The 18,033-nt window shown below is 61.2% G+C and carries 18 protein-coding genes; 4 read left to right on the forward strand and 14 right to left on the reverse strand.

Going from position 1 to position 18,033, the window contains the following annotated elements; all coding sequences use genetic code 11:
* Positions 1-46: 46 nt before the first annotated feature.
* Positions 47-352, reverse strand: a complete 306-nt coding sequence (locus C453_RS09080; RefSeq protein WP_008324028.1) for a UPF0058 family protein — start codon at positions 350-352, stop codon at positions 47-49.
* A gap of 492 nt (positions 353-844) precedes the next feature.
* Between C453_RS09080 and C453_RS09085 the strand changes: the two genes are divergently transcribed.
* Both C453_RS09085 and C453_RS09090 read left to right on the forward strand, forming a co-directional pair.
* The gene (locus C453_RS09085) at positions 845-2,896 is read left to right on the forward strand and encodes a PAS domain S-box protein (RefSeq protein ID WP_008324029.1); all 2,052 of its coding nucleotides are present in this window, start codon (positions 845-847) and stop codon (positions 2,894-2,896) included.
* Positions 2,897-3,048: 152 nt separating this feature from the next.
* Positions 3,049-4,794, forward strand: a complete 1,746-nt coding sequence (locus C453_RS09090) for a bacterio-opsin activator domain-containing protein (RefSeq protein ID WP_008324030.1) — start codon at positions 3,049-3,051, stop codon at positions 4,792-4,794.
* On the opposite strand, the gene C453_RS09095 is transcribed toward C453_RS09090, so the two are convergent.
* The 8 genes from C453_RS09095 to C453_RS09125 all read right to left on the reverse strand — a co-directional run bounded on the left by C453_RS09095 (position 4,791) and on the right by C453_RS09125 (position 9,924).
* On the reverse strand, positions 4,791-5,228 hold the full coding sequence (locus tag C453_RS09095) for a response regulator transcription factor (RefSeq protein ID WP_049907591.1): 438 nt from the start codon (positions 5,226-5,228) through the stop codon (positions 4,791-4,793). The genes C453_RS09090 and C453_RS09095 overlap by 4 nt on opposite strands.
* A gap of 62 nt (positions 5,229-5,290) precedes the next feature.
* A complete protein-coding gene (locus tag C453_RS20675; protein ID WP_007539905.1) occupies positions 5,291-5,497 on the reverse strand; it encodes a DUF7835 family putative zinc beta-ribbon protein in 207 nt (68 codons plus the stop codon).
* Positions 5,498-5,609: 112 nt separating this feature from the next.
* The gene (locus C453_RS09105; RefSeq protein ID WP_007539906.1) at positions 5,610-5,990 is read right to left on the reverse strand and encodes a helix-turn-helix domain-containing protein; all 381 of its coding nucleotides are present in this window, start codon (positions 5,988-5,990) and stop codon (positions 5,610-5,612) included.
* Between the two features lie 136 nt (positions 5,991-6,126).
* A complete protein-coding gene (locus C453_RS09110) occupies positions 6,127-7,164 on the reverse strand; it encodes a sulfite exporter TauE/SafE family protein (protein WP_008324032.1) in 1,038 nt (345 codons plus the stop codon).
* Complete coding sequence (locus C453_RS20415; protein WP_008324034.1) at positions 7,164-7,313, reverse strand: DUF7512 family protein; 150 nt, start codon at positions 7,311-7,313, stop codon at positions 7,164-7,166. Before C453_RS20415 ends, C453_RS09110 begins: the two co-directional genes overlap by 1 nt.
* Before the next feature lie 470 nt (positions 7,314-7,783).
* On the reverse strand, positions 7,784-8,248 hold the full coding sequence (locus C453_RS09115) for a DUF6691 family protein (RefSeq protein WP_008324035.1): 465 nt from the start codon (positions 8,246-8,248) through the stop codon (positions 7,784-7,786).
* Entirely contained in the window at positions 8,245-8,736 is a 492-nt protein-coding gene (locus tag C453_RS09120) for a YeeE/YedE family protein (protein ID WP_008324037.1), read from the reverse strand. The genes C453_RS09115 and C453_RS09120 overlap by 4 nt, the downstream gene beginning before the upstream one ends.
* Positions 8,737-9,924, reverse strand: a complete 1,188-nt coding sequence (locus C453_RS09125) for an MBL fold metallo-hydrolase (RefSeq protein WP_008324039.1) — start codon at positions 9,922-9,924, stop codon at positions 8,737-8,739.
* 271 nt (positions 9,925-10,195) lie between these two features.
* On the opposite strand from C453_RS09125, the gene C453_RS09130 reads away from it, so the two are divergent.
* Positions 10,196-10,447, forward strand: a complete 252-nt coding sequence (locus tag C453_RS09130) for a sulfurtransferase TusA family protein (protein WP_008324041.1) — start codon at positions 10,196-10,198, stop codon at positions 10,445-10,447.
* Positions 10,444-11,025: a DsrE/DsrF/DrsH-like family protein gene (locus tag C453_RS09135; RefSeq protein WP_008324043.1), complete on the forward strand. Its 582-nt coding sequence runs from the start codon at positions 10,444-10,446 to the stop codon at positions 11,023-11,025. Before C453_RS09130 ends, C453_RS09135 begins: the two co-directional genes overlap by 4 nt.
* 64 nt (positions 11,026-11,089) lie before the next feature.
* Here the strand turns inward: C453_RS09135 and C453_RS09140 are convergent, their stop codons facing one another.
* From C453_RS09140 to menE, 5 genes are all read right to left on the reverse strand, one after another.
* Positions 11,090-11,893 (reverse strand): N-acyl homoserine lactonase family protein, encoded by an 804-nt coding sequence (locus C453_RS09140; protein ID WP_008324045.1) that lies wholly within the window; start codon positions 11,891-11,893, stop codon positions 11,090-11,092.
* A gap of 126 nt (positions 11,894-12,019) precedes the next feature.
* Positions 12,020-12,682 (reverse strand): AIM24 family protein, encoded by a 663-nt coding sequence (locus tag C453_RS09145; RefSeq protein WP_008324046.1) that lies wholly within the window; start codon positions 12,680-12,682, stop codon positions 12,020-12,022.
* A gap of 130 nt (positions 12,683-12,812) precedes the next feature.
* Positions 12,813-13,964 (reverse strand): acyl-CoA dehydrogenase family protein, encoded by a 1,152-nt coding sequence (locus C453_RS09150; RefSeq protein WP_008324047.1) that lies wholly within the window; start codon positions 13,962-13,964, stop codon positions 12,813-12,815.
* A 149-nt stretch (positions 13,965-14,113) separates the two neighbouring features.
* Entirely contained in the window at positions 14,114-15,775 is a 1,662-nt protein-coding gene (locus C453_RS09155) for a long-chain fatty acid--CoA ligase (protein ID WP_008324048.1), read from the reverse strand.
* Positions 15,776-15,862: 87 nt separating this feature from the next.
* A complete protein-coding gene (gene menE, locus C453_RS09160) occupies positions 15,863-18,010 on the reverse strand; it encodes an o-succinylbenzoate--CoA ligase (protein WP_008324052.1) in 2,148 nt (715 codons plus the stop codon).
* Positions 18,011-18,033 lie beyond the last annotated feature (23 nt).

An 18,033-nucleotide genomic window follows, 5' to 3' on the forward strand; every position in this document is an offset into this window, starting at 1 on the left:
GTGTCTTAGGTTATCCGTCGTGCGGTCGTACGAGCGAGGAGAAGGATTAGTTCGAAGCGAGGCGCTGGTCTGTTCCTGTGGACTCTGTTCCGTTGGGCGGCTCCAACAGAGACTGACCCGGCACAGTGGTGGTGTCGCGTCCCAGGTTGTGGGCCGCACACGTCGCGAGCGCAGTCGTGAGTGTTCGGACTGCGATTTCGTGGTCTGCACGACACGACCTGAGCGCCATCGGTCCGACTTTGAGTTGGTTGTACGCTTTCATGTCGTCTTGTGTGGCAATCCCTTCTTCGAGGAAGTCCGACGCGATTTCGACGAGCAGTGTGTGCATGTGAATTAGTTCGTTTTTCTTCATGAAATTCACATACGTGCTCATCTGGCCTAAAACCGGCGGTGAAGCGTATATTTAGTCTTTAATCTGCTTCGACTAGAAATGAATGTATGCCGGAGAGACACGTAGAAAATGTATCTGTCGGTCGGAATAACACGCAATTTCGGACAAATTAATCAGTATATAACGTTGGCTGATGGTTCTAATTCGTGCATAACGTTCCGCACCATTCCGCAGACGCTCGGCTCGGCGGGTGAGTGTTCGAAGGGAGTAGGGTTGGGCAGGGACACGTCCCCACGAGAACAAGGGGGGAGTTTCTCGGTGAGGACGTGCGGGCACGACGTGACCGGGAGGGTCACTGTGTCCACTTTATCGAATGGACGCAGCCGTAGTAATTCCAGCCCCTATTCAATTAGGGACCACCTCGCGTCGTCGGGAAACGCACAAGGTGGCAGAGCACACGAGTGCAGGTATGCGACCACAGGGACGTGACTGTCAGCCGGAGGTCGCTGCCAGATGACAGATTCACACTCGACGATGAACGACGACTCACCGGAACGAAGCGCCGACGCTTCCGACCAACTCGGCGTACTTTCTGCGGTCACCGCGGCTCTCACGGACGTGACCGAGCGCATCGGTTCCGTGTCGACCCGCGAGGACATCGAACAGCCGGTCTGTGACCGCCTCGCCGGGGCAGACGCGATTCGCTTCGTGTGGAGTGGCGTCGTCGACGAATCGGGAAGCCGGGTTCGCCCCCTCGCGTGGGCGGGCACCGAAACCGACACGGTGGACTGGGACACCGACACGCTAGACCAGAACACGAGTTCGTCGCCGTCATCCACATCCATAGAGTCGGTAGCTGCCGTTCAGGAGGCGCTCCAGACAGAGACAGTCGTACTCGTCGAGTCGCTCGCTGAAACCCCTGTGTCGGCGGGCGAACCATCCGAGTCAGGACACTCGGTTGCGGTGGTTCCGCTGACTGACGACGGCCGGACTGACGGTGTCATCATCGTCGAGGCCGACGACGCTGTCTTCACGTCCGACGTAACCGGGGCACTTCGAAATCTTGGCCGTGCCGTAGCTCACGGCATCCACTCGGCAGATTCCAGCGCATCCGAATCGAACTCGGGACGGTCTTCGACAGCACTGCAACACCGACGTGAAGAATTCGAGCGAATCGTCGCCGACATCGAAGAGTACGCACTCTTTCGGCTCGACGCATCGGGGCACGTCGAGAGTTGGAACCGCGGTGCTGAGGCCATCAAAGGCTACTCGGCAGACGAGATACTCGGCAACCACATCAGAACGTTCTACACCGAAGCAGACCGCGACCGTGGACTTCCAGAGCAGTTACTCGACGAAGCACGAGAGAACGGTCGGGCCGAAGACGAAGGCTGGCGCGTCCGCGCCGACGGCACCCGATTCTGGGCATCGGTCGTCATCAACGCGTTGACCGACGAGGACGGAACGGTCCGCGGCTTTGCGAAGGTGACTCGCGACATGACGAACAGAAAGCGTCGCGAGCGGCAGTTAGACGCCGTGTTCAACAGCACGTTCCAGTTCATGGGCTTGCTCGACACCGAGGGCACGGTGCTCCGCGTGAACGACGCAGCGTTGGAACTCGTCGAGGAGTCACGTGAGGACATTCTCGGTCGCCCTGCGTGGGAGACGCCGTGGTGGCAGGGGGACGACGAGCGCGTGGCGGCACTCAAAGACGCCATCGAACGAGCCGCGTCGGGCGAGTTCGTCAAATACGAGGTCGACATCGACACCAACCAGTGTGACGACGACCGCCCGGTGACAATCGACTTCTCGTTGACGCCCGTCTACGACGACGACGGTGATGTCTCTCTCGTCGTCCCCGAAGGCCACGACATCACCGTTCGAAAAGAGCGGGCGCGTGAACTCCGCCGCGAACAGGAGCGACTCGAGTTCGTCAATCGCGTCATCCGCCACAACCTCCTGAACGGACTCAACGTGGTCGGTGCGCGGGCGGACATCCTCGGCGATTTCGTCGACGACGCTGGCCACACGCACCTCGACACCGTCCGGAGCCGGGTCGACGAGATGACGGACCTCGTCGGGACCATGCGGACGTTTATGAACGTCATCGTCGAGGACGAACAACACGAGTTCGAAGCACGGTCGATTTCGGAGACTGTCGAGGACTGCGTCACAGCGGCCCGAGACGACTATCCCGACGCGACGATTTCGGTCGGCTCGATTCCGGATATTTCGGTGTGGGCTGACGAGCTACTCGACGAAGTGGTCGAACAACTCCTGGCAAACGCGATTCAGCACAACGACACGCCCCATCCGACAGTCACACTCGACGTCGCAACAGGCGACGAGACTGTCGAACTCTGCGTCTCGGACGACGGGCCGGGCATCCCTGACGCGGAAAAGCACAAGATAGTCGACAAGCGCATCGAGGACCTGTCGAATCCGAGCAGTGGGTTCGGCCTGTTTCTCGTTCGGGAAATCGTCGAGGGGTACGGCGGCGACATCCGAATCGAAGACAACGACCCCGAGGGGTCGACGTTCGTCGTGGAACTTCCTCGTCCGTAGACCTTCCTTACTCGTTGACCTACCTCACTCGTTAACCTGCCTCGCCCGTAGACGCGCTGACAGGAACCGAACCCCGGCGTGTACCAAGAGTAAACACCCCTCGAACGATGGCCAGATATATATCTGTACACTGAGAGGGTTTGTTCGATACGATGGCTTCCGAACGCTCGGCGGGACACGAAACCGACCAACAGGCCGCCGAGCCAGTCGTCCTCGTCGTCGACGACGACAAAGACCTCGCAGACACCTGTCAATATTGGCTCGACGACGGACGGTACACTGTCGAGACAGCCTACGGCGGGACCGCCGCGCTGGAGCGTCTGGACGACAGTATCGACGTCGTTCTCTTGGACCGTCGAATGCCCACCATCTCGGGCGACGACGTGCTCGAGGAGATTCGCGCCCGCGACATCGACTGCCGAGTGGCGATGATGACCGCGGTCGAACCGGACACGGACATCGTCGACATGCCCTTCGACGCATATCTCGTCAAGCCGGTCTCGGAGTCGGAGGTCACAGAGACAGTCGAGGAACTTCTCGTCCGCTCCGGGTTCGAAGCGGAGGTACGCGAGTATTTCGCGCTCGAATCGACCGAGGCGGCGTTAGAGAGCCGCGACGTCGAAGAACTCCGTCATCCGAACGCACTGGAGGACCTCCGTGGCCGTCTCGACGCAATCCGAAGCGAACACGAGACGGCAATCGAAAACCGCGAGCAGCAACTCGCCCGCGTCACTCGGGTCAACGACCTGCTTCGCGAGGTCGACCGCGCAATCGTCGACGCCCGCACACGCGACGAAATCGAACAGACAGTCTGTGAGTCCGTCGCAGACGCCCACGAGGCGGCGTTCGTCGCTCGCCGCACCGCCGCCGGGTTGCTTCGGTGTACGACCGTCTCGGGGCTCGACACCGACCCATCCGGAATCGACCTCGGGTTCATCACCGACGCCCTCGGCCCAGATATCTCACCCGGAGACGTCCGCGCCGTCGACGAAATTTCCGAATCACACCGGGCGGCGGTGTTCAACGGGCAGGCCGACCAGTTTGACTCGGTGTCGGCGCTCTGTGTACCTATTTCGTACCGAGAGACGGTCTACGGCATTCTCGTCGTCTACGACGAGGGGATGCAGTTCGACGAAGAGTCGGCATCGGTGTTCTCGGACCTCGGTTCGAGCGTCGGAAACGGTATCAACTCAATCGAGAGCAAGCGCCTCCTCAACGGCGACAGCGTCGTCGAACTCGAATTCTCCTTCGGCCCTGAGTCGGACGCGCTCGCCGCTGTCACCGCTGACCTCGGCTGTGACCTCTCGCTCGACGGTATCGCACAGGTCGACGACACCGTGACGTGCTTTGCGACCGTGCGTGGTCCCCCTGCGACCGACGTCGTCGAAGTGGCCGAAGACCGCGACCAGTTCGAAAGCGCGCGCGTCGTCGCGGACGGCGACGACGAGTCGGTGGTCGAACTCCGACTCGCCGAGGAGTCGATTCTCATCGCAGCCGCCGAGTACGGAGCGAGTATCGAGGCGCTCGAACTCGACGGCGGCCGCGGCACGCTCGCGCTCCACGTCGCCCCCGACGCAGACCACGGTGCAATCGCCGAGACGCTTTCGGAGTCGATTCCCGGGACATCTGTCACCGCGAAACGCGAAGTCGAGCGAACGGTCACGTCCAGCGAGTCCTTCCGAACTGACCTCGACGACAAACTGACCGAGCGACAGCAGTCCGTTCTCGAAACATCGTACGTCTCTGGGTACTTCGACTGGCCGCGCGGCAGTACGGCAGAAGAAGTTGCCGACGCACTCGGCATCTCGCCGCCCACACTACACGAGCATCTTCGGACGGCAGAGCGGAAGCTCATCGAGACGTACTTCGAAGATAAACGCGAGTCGAACGAAGACTAATCTAAGGTCGCTTCTGCCGGGTCGTCGACGCCCGGGTCTGGGGTATCGCTCACCGTTGCTTCCATCTCACTCACTGTGTGACGAGCGGCGGCTTCGAACAGGTCGGACTTCGTCACCGGTTTGGTGAGAACGCCGTCCGCAGGGAGGTCTGAGAGGTCGTTTTCCGGCGTGGCCGTCATGAGCACGACGCGAAGGTCGTCAGCCGAGTCCCGGCGTAATTCGTCGAGCACGTCGTCACCGGAGAGGCCGGGGAGGTTTCGGTCGAGAAAGACGACGTCGACGGCGTCGTCGAACGCCGAGAGGGCCTCGCGCCCGGAGTACGAGACTCGGACGTCGTAGCGCTCGCCAAGCCAGAGGGCGATGCTGTCTGCGAGCGCCACCTCATCGTCGACGATGAGGAGCGTTGGGTCGTCGTGTGTGGTATCGGATTTCATCTCTCGAAACGGATGGAAGTCGTCTGCGAGCACGCCGGCTCGCCCGTGACCAAGGCGGTTGGTTATGCGTCGTTCATTCGCTGCGAGCGCGTCTCGCCGCATCGTGCACACGTTGACACCCGGTACGGCTCGCGGGAGAACTGCCGGTTCTCCCGTTTTCGGCTTTCGGTCTTGATTTCTATCGAGACCTCGTGTGGGGTGCGCGATTTGCACGACGGACATTCTTCGACGAACTCGTTGCTGCGAGGACTGCTCTTACTCTTCGACATAGGGCGGTCGTAAAAGAAACTACGGGTCCGGCGCGGTTGAATAACGAGCCTAACTGATTTGGTCCGCAGGAGAAGTCCGGTGCCGACTGGCGATTCTACGTGTGGCCGAGCCTTACTCGGCGGTGAGAATCTTCTCGTCGTACTTGTCGCGGAACTCCTGGATGAGCGTGCCCATCTGGGCGTACCAGTCGTTGAGGAGCCGCTGCATGTCGTCTGCGACTTCGTTGGGGTCGGTCGGCCGGTAGACGTGGTAGTAGCCGCCGTGTTCGTAGTTGACCTGTTCTTTCTGGATGAGTCCAGATTGGAGGAGCCGCTGAATCGCGCGATACGCCGTCGAGCGCTCGCGTTCGACAGCCTCTGCGACCTCGTCGACGGTCATGGGGTCCTCAGTTTCGACGAGGACCTCGAAGCACCGTCGGTCGAGCTGCTTGAGTCCGTGGAGACACTCGAGGAGCCCCTCGCACTGCATGTCTGACTGCAGGTATTCGACCATCGAGCTAGCCATTTCAAGTTTGCCTACGTAGTGCGCAGTCAAAAGGGTTTGTATACTTTGTGCAACACCGAGGACCGGAGCGCAGTCGCTCGACGGGGAGCGATTCGAAGTGAGAGAAATGAGCGTCTGAAGGGCGTTAGTCGGCAGTCACACCGGCTGAACCGGGAGCACGGATAGACTTGAGTGCGCTGTAGATGACCGCACTAGCGACCATGAGTGCCGACCCGAGGATGAGTGCCAGACTGACGTAGTCGAGAACGCCCATTCCGAGGTAGTTACCGGCCTGACGGACTGCCACGGCGAGCGCGCCGAGAAGCAGCATGAGGCCGAAGTAAATCTTGATTTCCTCTTCGTTGACGATGGACGTCGCCGCGGAGCCGACGCGAGCACCGAGCGCGGAGCCAGCCAGCAGTGGAGCGACGATAGAGAGGTCGACACCGCCGGACTGGGCGTAGAGGAACGACCCGATACCGCCCGAGAACATAATCTCGAACAGGTCGGTCCCCACCGCGATGGGCACGGGCACGCCGATGAGGTAGAACAGCGCGGGCATGCGGATGAAGCCGCCACCGACGCCGAGGAAGCCCGACAGCAGGCCCGTCGCGAACGCCACGAGAAGCACCATCCAGAGCGAGACCTGGATACCGCCGCGCAGCGTAATCATCGGCGGAATGGAGTAGCTCTGAATCTTCTTCGCGATTTCGGGGATGTCGTCGGCGTTTATCTCGGCGTCTTCTTCGACGTCGTGGCTGACGCCGCCGTCGCCGCTACCGCCCTTGAGCGCTTCGTAGGTGACGAACAGGCCGATACCGCCGAGCAACAGCACGTACGTGATGCTGATGATGTTCCCGGCGAGGCCCAACTCTTCGAGGTGGAGGACGATTTCTTTCCCGACTTCGAGGCCGACAGTCGTCCCGATAATCATCGAGACACCGAGTTTGTAGTCGACTTGGCCGAGGTCACGGTGTTTGAGCGTCGCGATGACGGACGTCCCGAAGACGAACGCCAATCCCGACCCGACCGCCACGCGCGAGGGATAGCCCATCACGAGGAGTGCGGGCGTGACGAGGAACGACCCACCCATCCCGAAGAACCCGAAGAGGACGCCGATGAGCAGGCCGAACCCTGCGAACAGCGCCAGCATCGTCGCCGAGATACCGAATAGCTCGAACATCAGTCTCCTCCGAGGAGTTTGAGAACGGTCGAGCCGACGGCGCTCTCCAGTGCGCCGTATCCGACGTACAGTACCATCGCTTCGACGAGGACGACACCGACGAGTGCCGCCGCCTGCGAGCTTCCAGTCAGGGTTTCGATTCCGAACATCTTACCAGCACCCCAAGGGGTACTCAGTGTGTATTGTACGAATCATGCTTTCCTATACAGTGCTGGCTAACCGGAGTGAGAATATAACGCTTTTGGGAATAGCGTGCAATACCATATCGCTATTGGATATGCATAAGTTATGAGTTTGAGATAGAAATACCGTTATACTGAGCCAAGTTTTGTACCTCAGGAAGTTACGAACAAATACTGCGGCTATCTATGACAAAATTGTTGTTCAAGATTTGTACAATACTATCTGATATCGGTCGAGGCGGCGGTATTCCGCCGCGACTGACTTGCTCGCTGACGCGCCACGCGACCACAACTGACTGACGCGCTGGTAAGCCACTCTACCACTACCGGCTGGGTCGCTGACGCGCGGCTCTCCCTGTGGCGACAACGAAGGAAGGAACGAGAGCGTCGAGAAGCGGTAGGATGTGTCGAGCAGGAGCCGAGAAAGAAAACGGGAGTCAGTCAGCCGACGTGCCGCGAGCGGTGCTCTCGGCGCGTCGAGCGCGCCAGAGGCCCTGCAGATACGCACCGACGAACATCCCGCCGATTGCGATGAGGATGGGATAGTTACCGACGCCGACGCTTGCGTACGCGGCACCGGGGCAGATGCCGGAGAGACCCCAGCCAGCGCCGAAGACGACGCCACCGACGACGACGTTCTTGTCGAACGACTTCAGACGACGACCGTAGTCGGCACCGGTGAGGGGGGCACGGCCCTTAGACCGCTCCGCGAGCGCGAAGACGGTCCCAGTGACGACCGCAGCCCCGCCCATGACGAAGAGCAGGCCGAAGTCCTCGAACTGGAGGAAGTCGAGGACGACTTCCGGTCGGGCCATGTTACTCAGCGCGAGCCCGAACCCGAATATCAGGCCGCCGAGGATGACGACCAGCATGAATCCGAGTCCGCGTTCGTCGTCGCTCACGGCGACACCCCCAGTGCGCTCATGAGTTGTGCGACGCCGATTGCGACGAGCATGAACGTGGCGACGTTGACGAAGGACGTCCGCGACCGAGAGCCGACGCCACAGACCCCATGGCCGGAGGTACATCCCTTCCCGATTCGGGTGCCGATTCCGACGAGGACGCCGCCGACGGCAAAGCGCCACGGTTGGACGTCCGAGACCCACCACCCGTCACCGAGTGTGACGGTGTAGAGGGCGGCCCCGGCCACGATACTCAGCGTGAAGACGACCCGCCAGTTGCGTGACGCGACGTACTTCGCTTTGTTGAACCGCGGGAGGTCCGAGACGTACGAGAGCGTCGACTCGAGGAACGTGCTCGCGCCCGCGATGATGCCCGTTCCGAGGTAGATGATGGCCGTCCCCAGACCGATGAGGAGACCACCGAGCGCGTAGTGCCCGATTCCGTTCGGAAAGAGGGTGTCGACGAGGAGCGGCGTCAGACCCGTCATTTAGTTCGTCAGCGCGTCGTTGCTGGCCGCGCAGTTGTTCGGGCCGAGTTCGAGTTCGAACGCGCGGTCGTCGTCCGACTCCTGCACACCGAGGTTCGTCTCGATGATGTCGACGTAGTTGGCTGGGCGAGGCGGCATGTCCGAGAGGATGAACTCCACGAACTCCTCTTTCGGCATCGAGAGCGCGTCCATGATGTCTTTCAGTTCCCCGAGTGTCGCCGTGTAGCTGCCGTCATCGGCGGGGTTTGCCGCGTCGCTGAAGTGCGCAGAGGCCACGATATCGTCGTCGTCGTGCGAAAGGACGCGCTCTTGGAGCGAGTCGTAGAGCATGCCCGCAGCGTTGGGTGCGCCTTCGTCGCCGTCTTCGAGGTCGGGACGGGCGACCGACTCGATGAACAGGCCGTCGCCCGTAAAGAGCACGTTGTCGACCTTGTAGGTCGTCATGCCGGTCGTGTGACCCGGCGTGTGGATGGCTTCGAGTTCAGTGTCGCCGATTGTGAGCGTCTCGCCGTCCGCGATAGTCTGGTATTCGACGTCGTAATCGACGCCGCGGCCCTCGGCGGCCTCGGGGATGATTCCCGTGATACTCTCGTCTTCGACCAGCGTGCGGACGCCGGAGATGTGGTCAGCGTGGATGTGCGTGTCGATGGCGTACTTCAGCTCTGCGCCCATCGCCTTGGCGTCCTGCACGTACTCGTCGGAGAAGTACCGAAGCGGGTCGACGACCGCGGCCTCGTCGCCGTCGACGATGAGGTACGCGAGACAGCCACTGGAGGGCCGCTGGTACTGTGCGACGACGGCGTCGCCGTCGGTGTCCAGTTCGGTGTACTCGTAGATGCTCGCCCAGCCGTTCATGCCGCGTTCGAGGGCGACTGCGTCGTATCCCTCCTCGATGAGCAGTCCGGCGACGTACTCTGAAGACGACCCCTTCGCACAGAGCACGACGAACTCTTCGTCTTCGGGGAGGTCTTCGAAGAGGTCCTCACCGAGGTCGTCGTCGAGGAACTCGAAGTACGGGATGTTCACGTGCGAAACGTTCTCGCCTTCGATGCGCCACTCCTCGTGTTCGGATTGGACGCGGTTGTCGAGGATGGTGAGTGCTTCACCGTCGTCGATGCGTTCTTTGAGCGTCTCGGGCTCGATGACGGGAACGTCGGTATCCAGTTCCGGAAGGTCGAGTGCAGTCATGTATGCATCACCCACTATTGGGTGGCTTGACTTAAGATTTTGCATAGTCGTTCTATTTTTCTACAAGACTAGAAGAGGCTCGGACAGTTGATTTGTAGTGTAATTACGCACTCACGAGCGTGTGGAATGATACTAAGAGCGACTACACGGCGAATACTAGTCGATGATTGCCTCGGGAAAGCTAGTATTGTGTAGACAGTCCAAGAACCGACAAACTTTTACGAAACACCCTGATATTGTGGGATACACCCAACACAGGTGAACTCAACAAATGAGCCAACACGAAGTCACCCAGACGCTCGACGTGAAAGGACTGTCCTGCCCAATGCCCGTCGTCAAGACCCGTGGTGCGGTCGACGACCTCTCAGCTGGCGAGGTGCTGAAAGTCGTCTCGACGGACTCCGGTAGTATGAGCGACCTGAAGGGCTGGGCCGACAGCACCGACGGTGTCTCGATGCTCGACCAGGAAGAGACCGAAGAGAGCGGCGACACGCTCTTCGTCCACTACATCCAGAAGGAATGAGTTCGAACGCTGACGCGCCCGTCGAGACGGCGACCGCTTCGGTCGAAGACCTGCAAGCGCACGTCGAGACGCTCGAAGCGGAGCTTGCGGACCTTCGCGAGGCGGTCGACGACGACGGCCAGAAGTCGATGACCATCATCGCGACCAAAGGCACGCTCGACATGGCGTACCCGCCGCTCATCCTCGCGAGTACGGCGGCCGCCTTCGGCTGGGATGTCGTGGTCTTCCACACGTTCTGGGGACTCGAAATTCTCCACGAGGAGAAGTCGAAGAACCTCAAACTCAGCGCGGTCGGCAATCCCAGCATGCCCATGCCGAACGCCATCGCCGCGTTGCCGTTCATGGACAACGTCGCCACGAGCATGATGGAAAAGAAAATCGCCGAAAACGGGACCGCGACCATCGAGGAACTCATCGAGACGAGCCTCGATATGGGCGTGGACCTGCAGGCGTGTCAGATGACCATCGAACTGATGGGCTACGACGAAGACGAATTCTACGACGGCGTCACGACCGGCGTCGGCGCGGCCACAGCACTGCAGCACATGGCCGATGCCGACGTGCAACTCATGATCTGATTCGTCTGCGGCGACGCGCTCGTGTCTTCCCCCTCGACACTACCACGTTTCCACAGCCAACTGTTCAGACGTTCCACCCACCCTCGAACGAACGGAACCGGTCTAAATCGTGTCCGAACAACACGTCTGCGCCGGTTTGTCGTTCCAACTCCTTGATTTTCTGTAGACTCTCGAACCAGTGGCGGTCGCTCCACAGCAGCCCCGGTCCGAGTGGGACTTCGTCGGTGTAGTTGCCCTCGACGTAGCATTCGTCGCCAGCGACGAGCACGTCACCGTCCGGCGTTTCGATGTGGGCACCGAGGACGCCGGGCGTGTGTCCCGGTAGGTGCAGCAGCCGGAATCCGTCGAACATCGTGTGTTCCGACCCGTGGACGATGTTCCAGTTCAGGTCGTGGTCGAAGTCCGACGCGAGGTACGCAATCGACCCCTTGGTCGTCTTCGCCGAGTAGTAGGCGAACTTCAACTCTTCTTCGTGGACGTAAATCGGCACGCCAGTCCCGGCGAACTCGGCGAGTCCGCCGGCGTGGTCGAGGTGCAGATGACTCGTCACGACCGCGTCGATGTCGGACCGCGAGTACCCGGCCGCATCGAGGTCGGCTTCTAACGTGTGTTCCGCCGCATCGACGTGCGAAAACGCGTCGTACAGCGGGTCGGGCCAGTAGCCGTTTGCCGCCTCTGGATTCGACCCGGTATCCCACAGCACTGTCTGGTCGGGACCGTCGATAACGGCGTTCCAGACGACGAACTCGGCAACCTCGTGGTCTGGGCCTGGATTCGATGCGCTTCCCATGGAGTAGCCGTCGAGGACGTACGCCATGTCGGCGTAGATTCGGCCGCGGTCGAGCAGGTGGACGCTGATGTCACCCATAGCCGGGTTTAGGATTGAGTGATGATAACGTTTCAGGCAATCAATATATGTGTGTCGAGCACTACTGGTACGAATCTGTTTCGCACGCTCGACGCGGAGCGCTGGAAAAATGCGAGGTGTGCTGGGTTACTGACTCGGGCCGACTTCCTCGAACGGTTGGACGATGACGAAGCCGTCTGCCCCCTCGAAGTGGAGTTGATACGACTCGCCGGACGACCGGCCCAACAGTCCCTTGATGTTGATGTCGCGCTTCGAACTCGGAGTGACGTTCCCGCTCCACGCGACGGTTGCGTGAGGGTCTGTGCTGACTGGTGTCGGGAGGACGATTGGTTCGCCGTGGGTCGTGATTGCCACGTGACCGGAGCCTTCGAGGAAGACGTTGAACAGTCCACCCGTCTTGGCACCGGCGATACTGGAGAGCATCTTGATATCCCACGAGACGGAGTCCTCGAAGGCCAGTACGTCGTTGCCGTTGACGCTGAGTTCCTCGCCCGCGTCGAGTTCGAGAATCTGGACTTCCTTGCCTTGGTCTGCGAGATAGAGATGTCCCGACCCGGACGCCTCCATCATGACTGAGCCCTCGCCCGTCGCCTTCTTTTTGAGCATTCCCGTCAGGCCGCCAGCGGATTTCCGCTCGAAGGAGACGTCGCCGGTGTAGCCGACCATCGACCCTGCCTTGGCCATGACGCTCCCCTCAAGCGTCACGTCGAGCAGTTTCGAGTTTTCGCGTTCGAACGTCTTTCCGCCGTCTTTCGGTGTGTGCGTGTCGATGAATTCGTCGAGGTCCATGAGTGTCACCGAGCCGAGACCGTCACGACTCAGGTGAGAGTGGCGACGGTATCGCAGTTAAGTCTTCGCGCCGCTCGCGAACGAAGAAAACAGAAAAGCGGGGGAGCGCCCAGACTGACCCGTAGAGAGCTTACAGCGAGCCTTGGCTGTAGATGAGGTTACGCTGAATCTCGTTTGCACCCTCGTAGATGACGGGGATGCGAACGTCGCGGTAGACGCGAGAGATTTTGAACTCGTTGAGGACGGAGCGACCGCCGTGGAGTTGCATCCCGCGCTCGGCGACGTCGACGGCCATCTCGGTGGACTTGGTCTTGGCGACCGCAGCCCAGAAGCCGGCGTCGTCGTTGTTCGCGACTTTCGATGCGGCCCGCCAGTTCATCGCCCGCGCGGACTCGAACTCCATGCGCATGTCGGCGAGGATGTGTTGGACCGACTGGAACTCAGAGACGTTGCGCCCGAACGCCGTGCGCCCGTGGACGAAGTCCCACGTCTCTTCGATGGCGGCGGCAGCGAGGCCGATGCCGTGGCCACCGACGATGATGCGACCGTGGTTGAAGAAGTCCGCGAGCATGTAGAAGCCGCCGCCTTCCGTTCCGATGAGGTTCTCTTCGGGAATCTCACAGTCGTCGAAGACGATGTGGCCCTGCTTCGAGGCGCGCATGCCCATCTTCTCGGGGATGTGCTCGGCCTCGTAGCCGGGAGTGTCCGTCGGGACGATAAACATCGAGTAGTTCGAGTAGCGGTCGTCGGAGTCGCCGGTCTTCGCGTAGACGGTAATCCAGTCGGCTTCGACGGCGTTTCCGACCCAGTACTTCTCGCCGTTGAGGACGTAGCCGTCGTCGGTCTTCTCGGCGGTCGTCTCCATGCCAGCCATGTCGGAGCCGGTCTGGGGTTCGGAGACGGCGAGGCCCGAAATCTGCTCGTTTTCAGCGACCGGGCGGAGCCACTTTTCTTTCTGCTCTTCGCTGCCGTAGTGCTGCATAATCTCACAGCCGAAGGAAGCCAGTTGGAGCGTCAGGGCGATACCGGCGTCCGCGCGGTAGAACTCTTCGGCGATGGCGAGAATCTGTTCGAGCGTGAGCCCGCGACCACCGTACTCTTCGGAGATGTCCTGTGCCACGAGTCCAGCCTCCATCCCCGCTTCGAGAATCTCCCACGGGTACTCACCGGATTCGTAGTATTCCTCGGCAGCGGGTTCGATGTATTCTTCTGCGAACTCGCGCGCGTCCTGCTTGATTTCGCGGGCGTGTTCGGGGACGATTGAGTCGTCGAGGAGGTCCATACACCCTTGTCGGCTTCTATCATGAAAAGATATATGGAACCCGTATAAACTTCAAACAAATTCGTTATTGTGATGCCGAGAGACCGCCGTCTGAGACGAGAGACGTCGAAAAAGGAGTGTTGCTGGTCCAGAGTGCGGTCGACAATCGGTTACTCGTTGTCCGTCGGAGCGTCTTCCTCGGGTGTCTTCCCTTCGACGAGCGAGGAGTCGTCGTACTGGTCGCGGAGCACTTTCTTGTCGAACTTCCCGGTCGCGGTCTTCGGAACCTCGTCGATGAAGACGACTTCGTCGGGCGTCCACCACTTGGGGAACTCCTCGCGGACGAGTTCGACGACGCCCTGTTTGACCTCGTCTTCTGTGACTCCGGCGGTCGGGACGACGAACGCAACGGGGCGCTCCTGCCACCGTTCGTGCGGGACGCCGACCACTGTCGCTTCGGCCACGTCGTCGTGGGCCATGATGGTGTTCTCCAGTTCGACGGAGGAGATCCATTCCCCGCCGGACTTGATGACGTCTTTCGCCCGGTCGACGATTTTCACGTAGCCTTCTTCGTCGACGGTGACAACGTCGCCCGTCTTCAGCCAGTTGCCTTCGAAGTCTGCTTCGTTGGCGTCTGGACGCTCGAAGTACTCCGTCGTGACCCACGGCCCGCGGACCCACAACTCGCCGAAGTCCTCGCCGTTCCACGGGACTTCGTTGCCGTCGTCGTCGACGACGCGCATTTCGAGACCCGGCGCGAGGAGGCCCTGTTTCGCGCGCTTGTCGTACTGCTCTTCGGCGGGAAGGCCTTCCATCCCGGGCTTGAGGTGGGCAACAGTACCGACGGGCGACATCTCGGTCATCCCCCACGCGTGCAGCACGTCCACGTCGTACTCCTCGTCGAAGCGGCGGATGACCGATTTCGGTGCGGCCGACCCGCCGATGATGATGCGTTCGAGAGACGACATGTCCGCGTCGTTCTCGTCGAGGTATTCGAGGAGGCCGAGCCACACCGTCGGCACGCCCGCAGTCATCGTCACACCCTCTTCTTCGATGAGTTTCGCGAGGTCTTCGGGTGTCGGCGACGGCCCCGGATAGACGTGTTTCGCGCCCGCTGCCGTCGTCGAGAACGGCAGGCCCCACGCGTTGACGTGGAACATCGGCACGACGGGCATGATGACGTCGCTAGCACCGATGTCGAGCGCCGATTTGGGCAGCGTCGCCATCGTGTGCGCCCAGAGCATCTGCTGGGAGTATTCGACGCCTTTCGGCTTCCCCGTGGTTCCAGAGGTGTAGCACATCCCCGCCGGTTGGTCTTCCGGGAGGTCCGGCCAGTCGTAGTCAGTCGGTTGGTCGGCGATGAACGACTCGTAGTCGGTCACTGGTTCGAGGTCCGTCTCTGGAACCTCCGACGCCATCACGACGAATTGGTCGACCGATTCGAAGGCGTCCTCGTCCACCGCACCCGCAAGCTTGGGTGCCAGCGACGGGTCGACGAAGATGAGTTGGTCTTCCGCGTTTTCGACGATATACTGGATGTGGTGGTCTGGGAGAAGCGGATTGATGGTGTGCAGTTGCGCACCCATCGAGGGCACGCCGAAGTACGTCTCGAAGTGCCGATTGTGGTTCCAGCAGAACGTCGCAACCCGGTCTCCCCTGTCGATTCCCGCGTCGGCGAGTGCACCCGCGAGTTGTGCGACTCGGTCTTCGTACTCCGAATATGTGTAGCGCTCTAGCCCCTCGGCGGTCCGAGAGACGATTTCTCGGTCGGGAAAGAGCTTGCCTGCGCGCCACATAAACGGACGAAGTGTTTGATTGGTAGCACCTACCATAGTGGTACCCATGGCGCATACTGTAATCATTGTTTGGCAAAAAGAAATCTGGACGGCGGCTGTCGATTTCTCGCAGGAGAGTGGTCTTTAGGCTTCGTCAGCGTCGTCTCGTACGCCAGCGTCGTTGTTGTCGTCAGTATCGTCGGCACTATCGCTCTCGTCGTCTTCGGTCTCAGCAACGGCGTCGCCATTTACGACATCGGCCTCCTGTTCGTCCGCTACGTCGGCCGCACTCCCACCGGCATCTTGCGGATCGCTTTCTGGGGCCGTTTCGTCCGGTGTCGTCTCGTTCGGTGCCGTTTCGTCCGGTGTCGCCTGGGTCGGCGTCGTCACTTCGCCGACTGGGTCGCTCGCAGCGGTTTCATCTGGCGCTTCGCGCTGGGTGCTGGTCGATTCGGGTTCGTCGTCTGTTTCGGTGGCACCCGATTCAGCGACTCCTTCAGCGTCGGTGTCGGCTGCGTCGGAACGTTCGGCTTCGGCCTCGGCCGTTTCAGCCGCATCCGTTTCGGCTTCGACTGTGTCACCCTCGCCCGCTTCGACTTCGCCCATTTCGCCATCGTCAGCATCCGCTGCGGTCGCTTCTGCATCGGCGACGAGTTCCGATTCAGCCTTTAGACTGCTGTCGTCCGCCTCACTGGCAGCACTGTCGTCGTCCTGCCATCCCGGTTCCGCCACGTCGACCGGGCGCGCTGCTTCGAGACGCTCGCGGACCGCGTCGCGGTCGATGGTTCCGGAGACCGTTCGCGGGAGTTCGTCCGCAGTCTCGACCAGTCGCGGAATCTTGTAGCCGGCGAGGTGCTCGCGGCAGAAGGATTCGAGTGAGGTCTCGTCGAGACTGGCGTCGGGGTCGGCAGGCACGACGAGTGCAGAGACGCGCTCGCCCCATTCGGGGTCCGAAATTCCGAGGACGCCCGCGTCGTCGATAGCCGGGTACTGACGGAGGACTTCGACGACTTCGCCGGGGTCGACGTTCTCGCCGCCCGTGACGATACGGTCGTCTCGTCTGTTGAGTACGTACAACAAGCCGTCTTCATCTCGATAACCGATGTCGCCGGTTCGGAGGCCGCGGTCGGTGAACGACTCGGCGTTCGCTTCGGGGTTCTGGTAGTACCCTGTGGTGACGGTCGGCCCGGAGACGACGATTTCACCGACTGTTCCTGGTTCGACGGGAGCGCCAGCGTCGTCGACGACCGTGAGGTCGGCGAAGTACAGCGGTCGGCCCACCGTTCCGATAGCGTCGAACGCTTCTCGCGGTGTCGCCGTGGCGATTTGCGACGCCGTCTCGGTCATCCCGTAGGTCGGATAGACGGGCACAGAGTAGTTGCGGCAACGCTCGATGAGGTCGTCGCTGGCGGGTGCGCCGCCGAGCAGGACGACCCGAAGCGAGTCTGAAAGCGTCCCGCGACTGTCGAGCATCCGAGTGAGCATCGTCGGCACGAGCGAGACACCAGTCACGTCGTACTTCCCGATGTCGTCGGCCGCACCGCCCGCGGCGAACTCCTCGCGGAGGACGACCGTCGTCCCGTAGAGCGGACTTCGGAGAATCGGTCCGATGCCACCCATGTGGTGCAACGAGAGCGTGACCATCCACCTGTCGTCCGGTGAGAGACCGAGTCTGAACGCCGAGGCGACGGCGTTCGCCAACAGGTTCCCCATGGAGAGTCGGACCGCTTTCGGCGTTCCCGTGGTTCCCGAGGTGAAAAGCAGCAGCATCGTCTCCGAGAGGCCCCAGCCCGCAGGTGTGATAGATTTCGGCGCGATAGACGAGAGGTTGACGACGCCCTCCCACCGCGGTTCGTCGACCGACGCAACCGGGACGTCAGAAGTCGCTTCCACAGCGACCGCTTCGGTCTCTTCGCCACAGATGAGCGTCGTAACGTCCGCGATGTCGACGTTGCGCTCGACTTCAGTCGCGGTCAGTCGCTCGCTCAACGGAACCAAGACGGCACCGAGCCGAGTGGCGGCGTGAATCAATCTGACGTACTGGATGCCGGGTTCGAGAATGACTCCGAGATGGTCGCCCGATTCGATGCCGAGTGCAGCCAGTTGTCCGGCCGTCTCGCGTACGAGCGCATCGAGTTCTCTGAAGGTCAGTGACTCACCCGACGACGCGAGGATGAGCGCTTGGCGGTCCGGCGTCGCGGCGACGCGGTGAGACAGCCAGTCGCGCATCGGTCGGGAGAGACCTGCTGCGGTCGAATCGTCGTGGTCGTCTGTCGTCGAATCGTTCGTCATCGTTCACCGTGGGTAGAGTTCGC

It is taken from the genome of Haloferax elongans ATCC BAA-1513, assembly GCF_000336755.1.
In the GTDB taxonomy this organism is placed as follows: Archaea; Halobacteriota; Halobacteria; order Halobacteriales; family Haloferacaceae; genus Haloferax; species Haloferax elongans.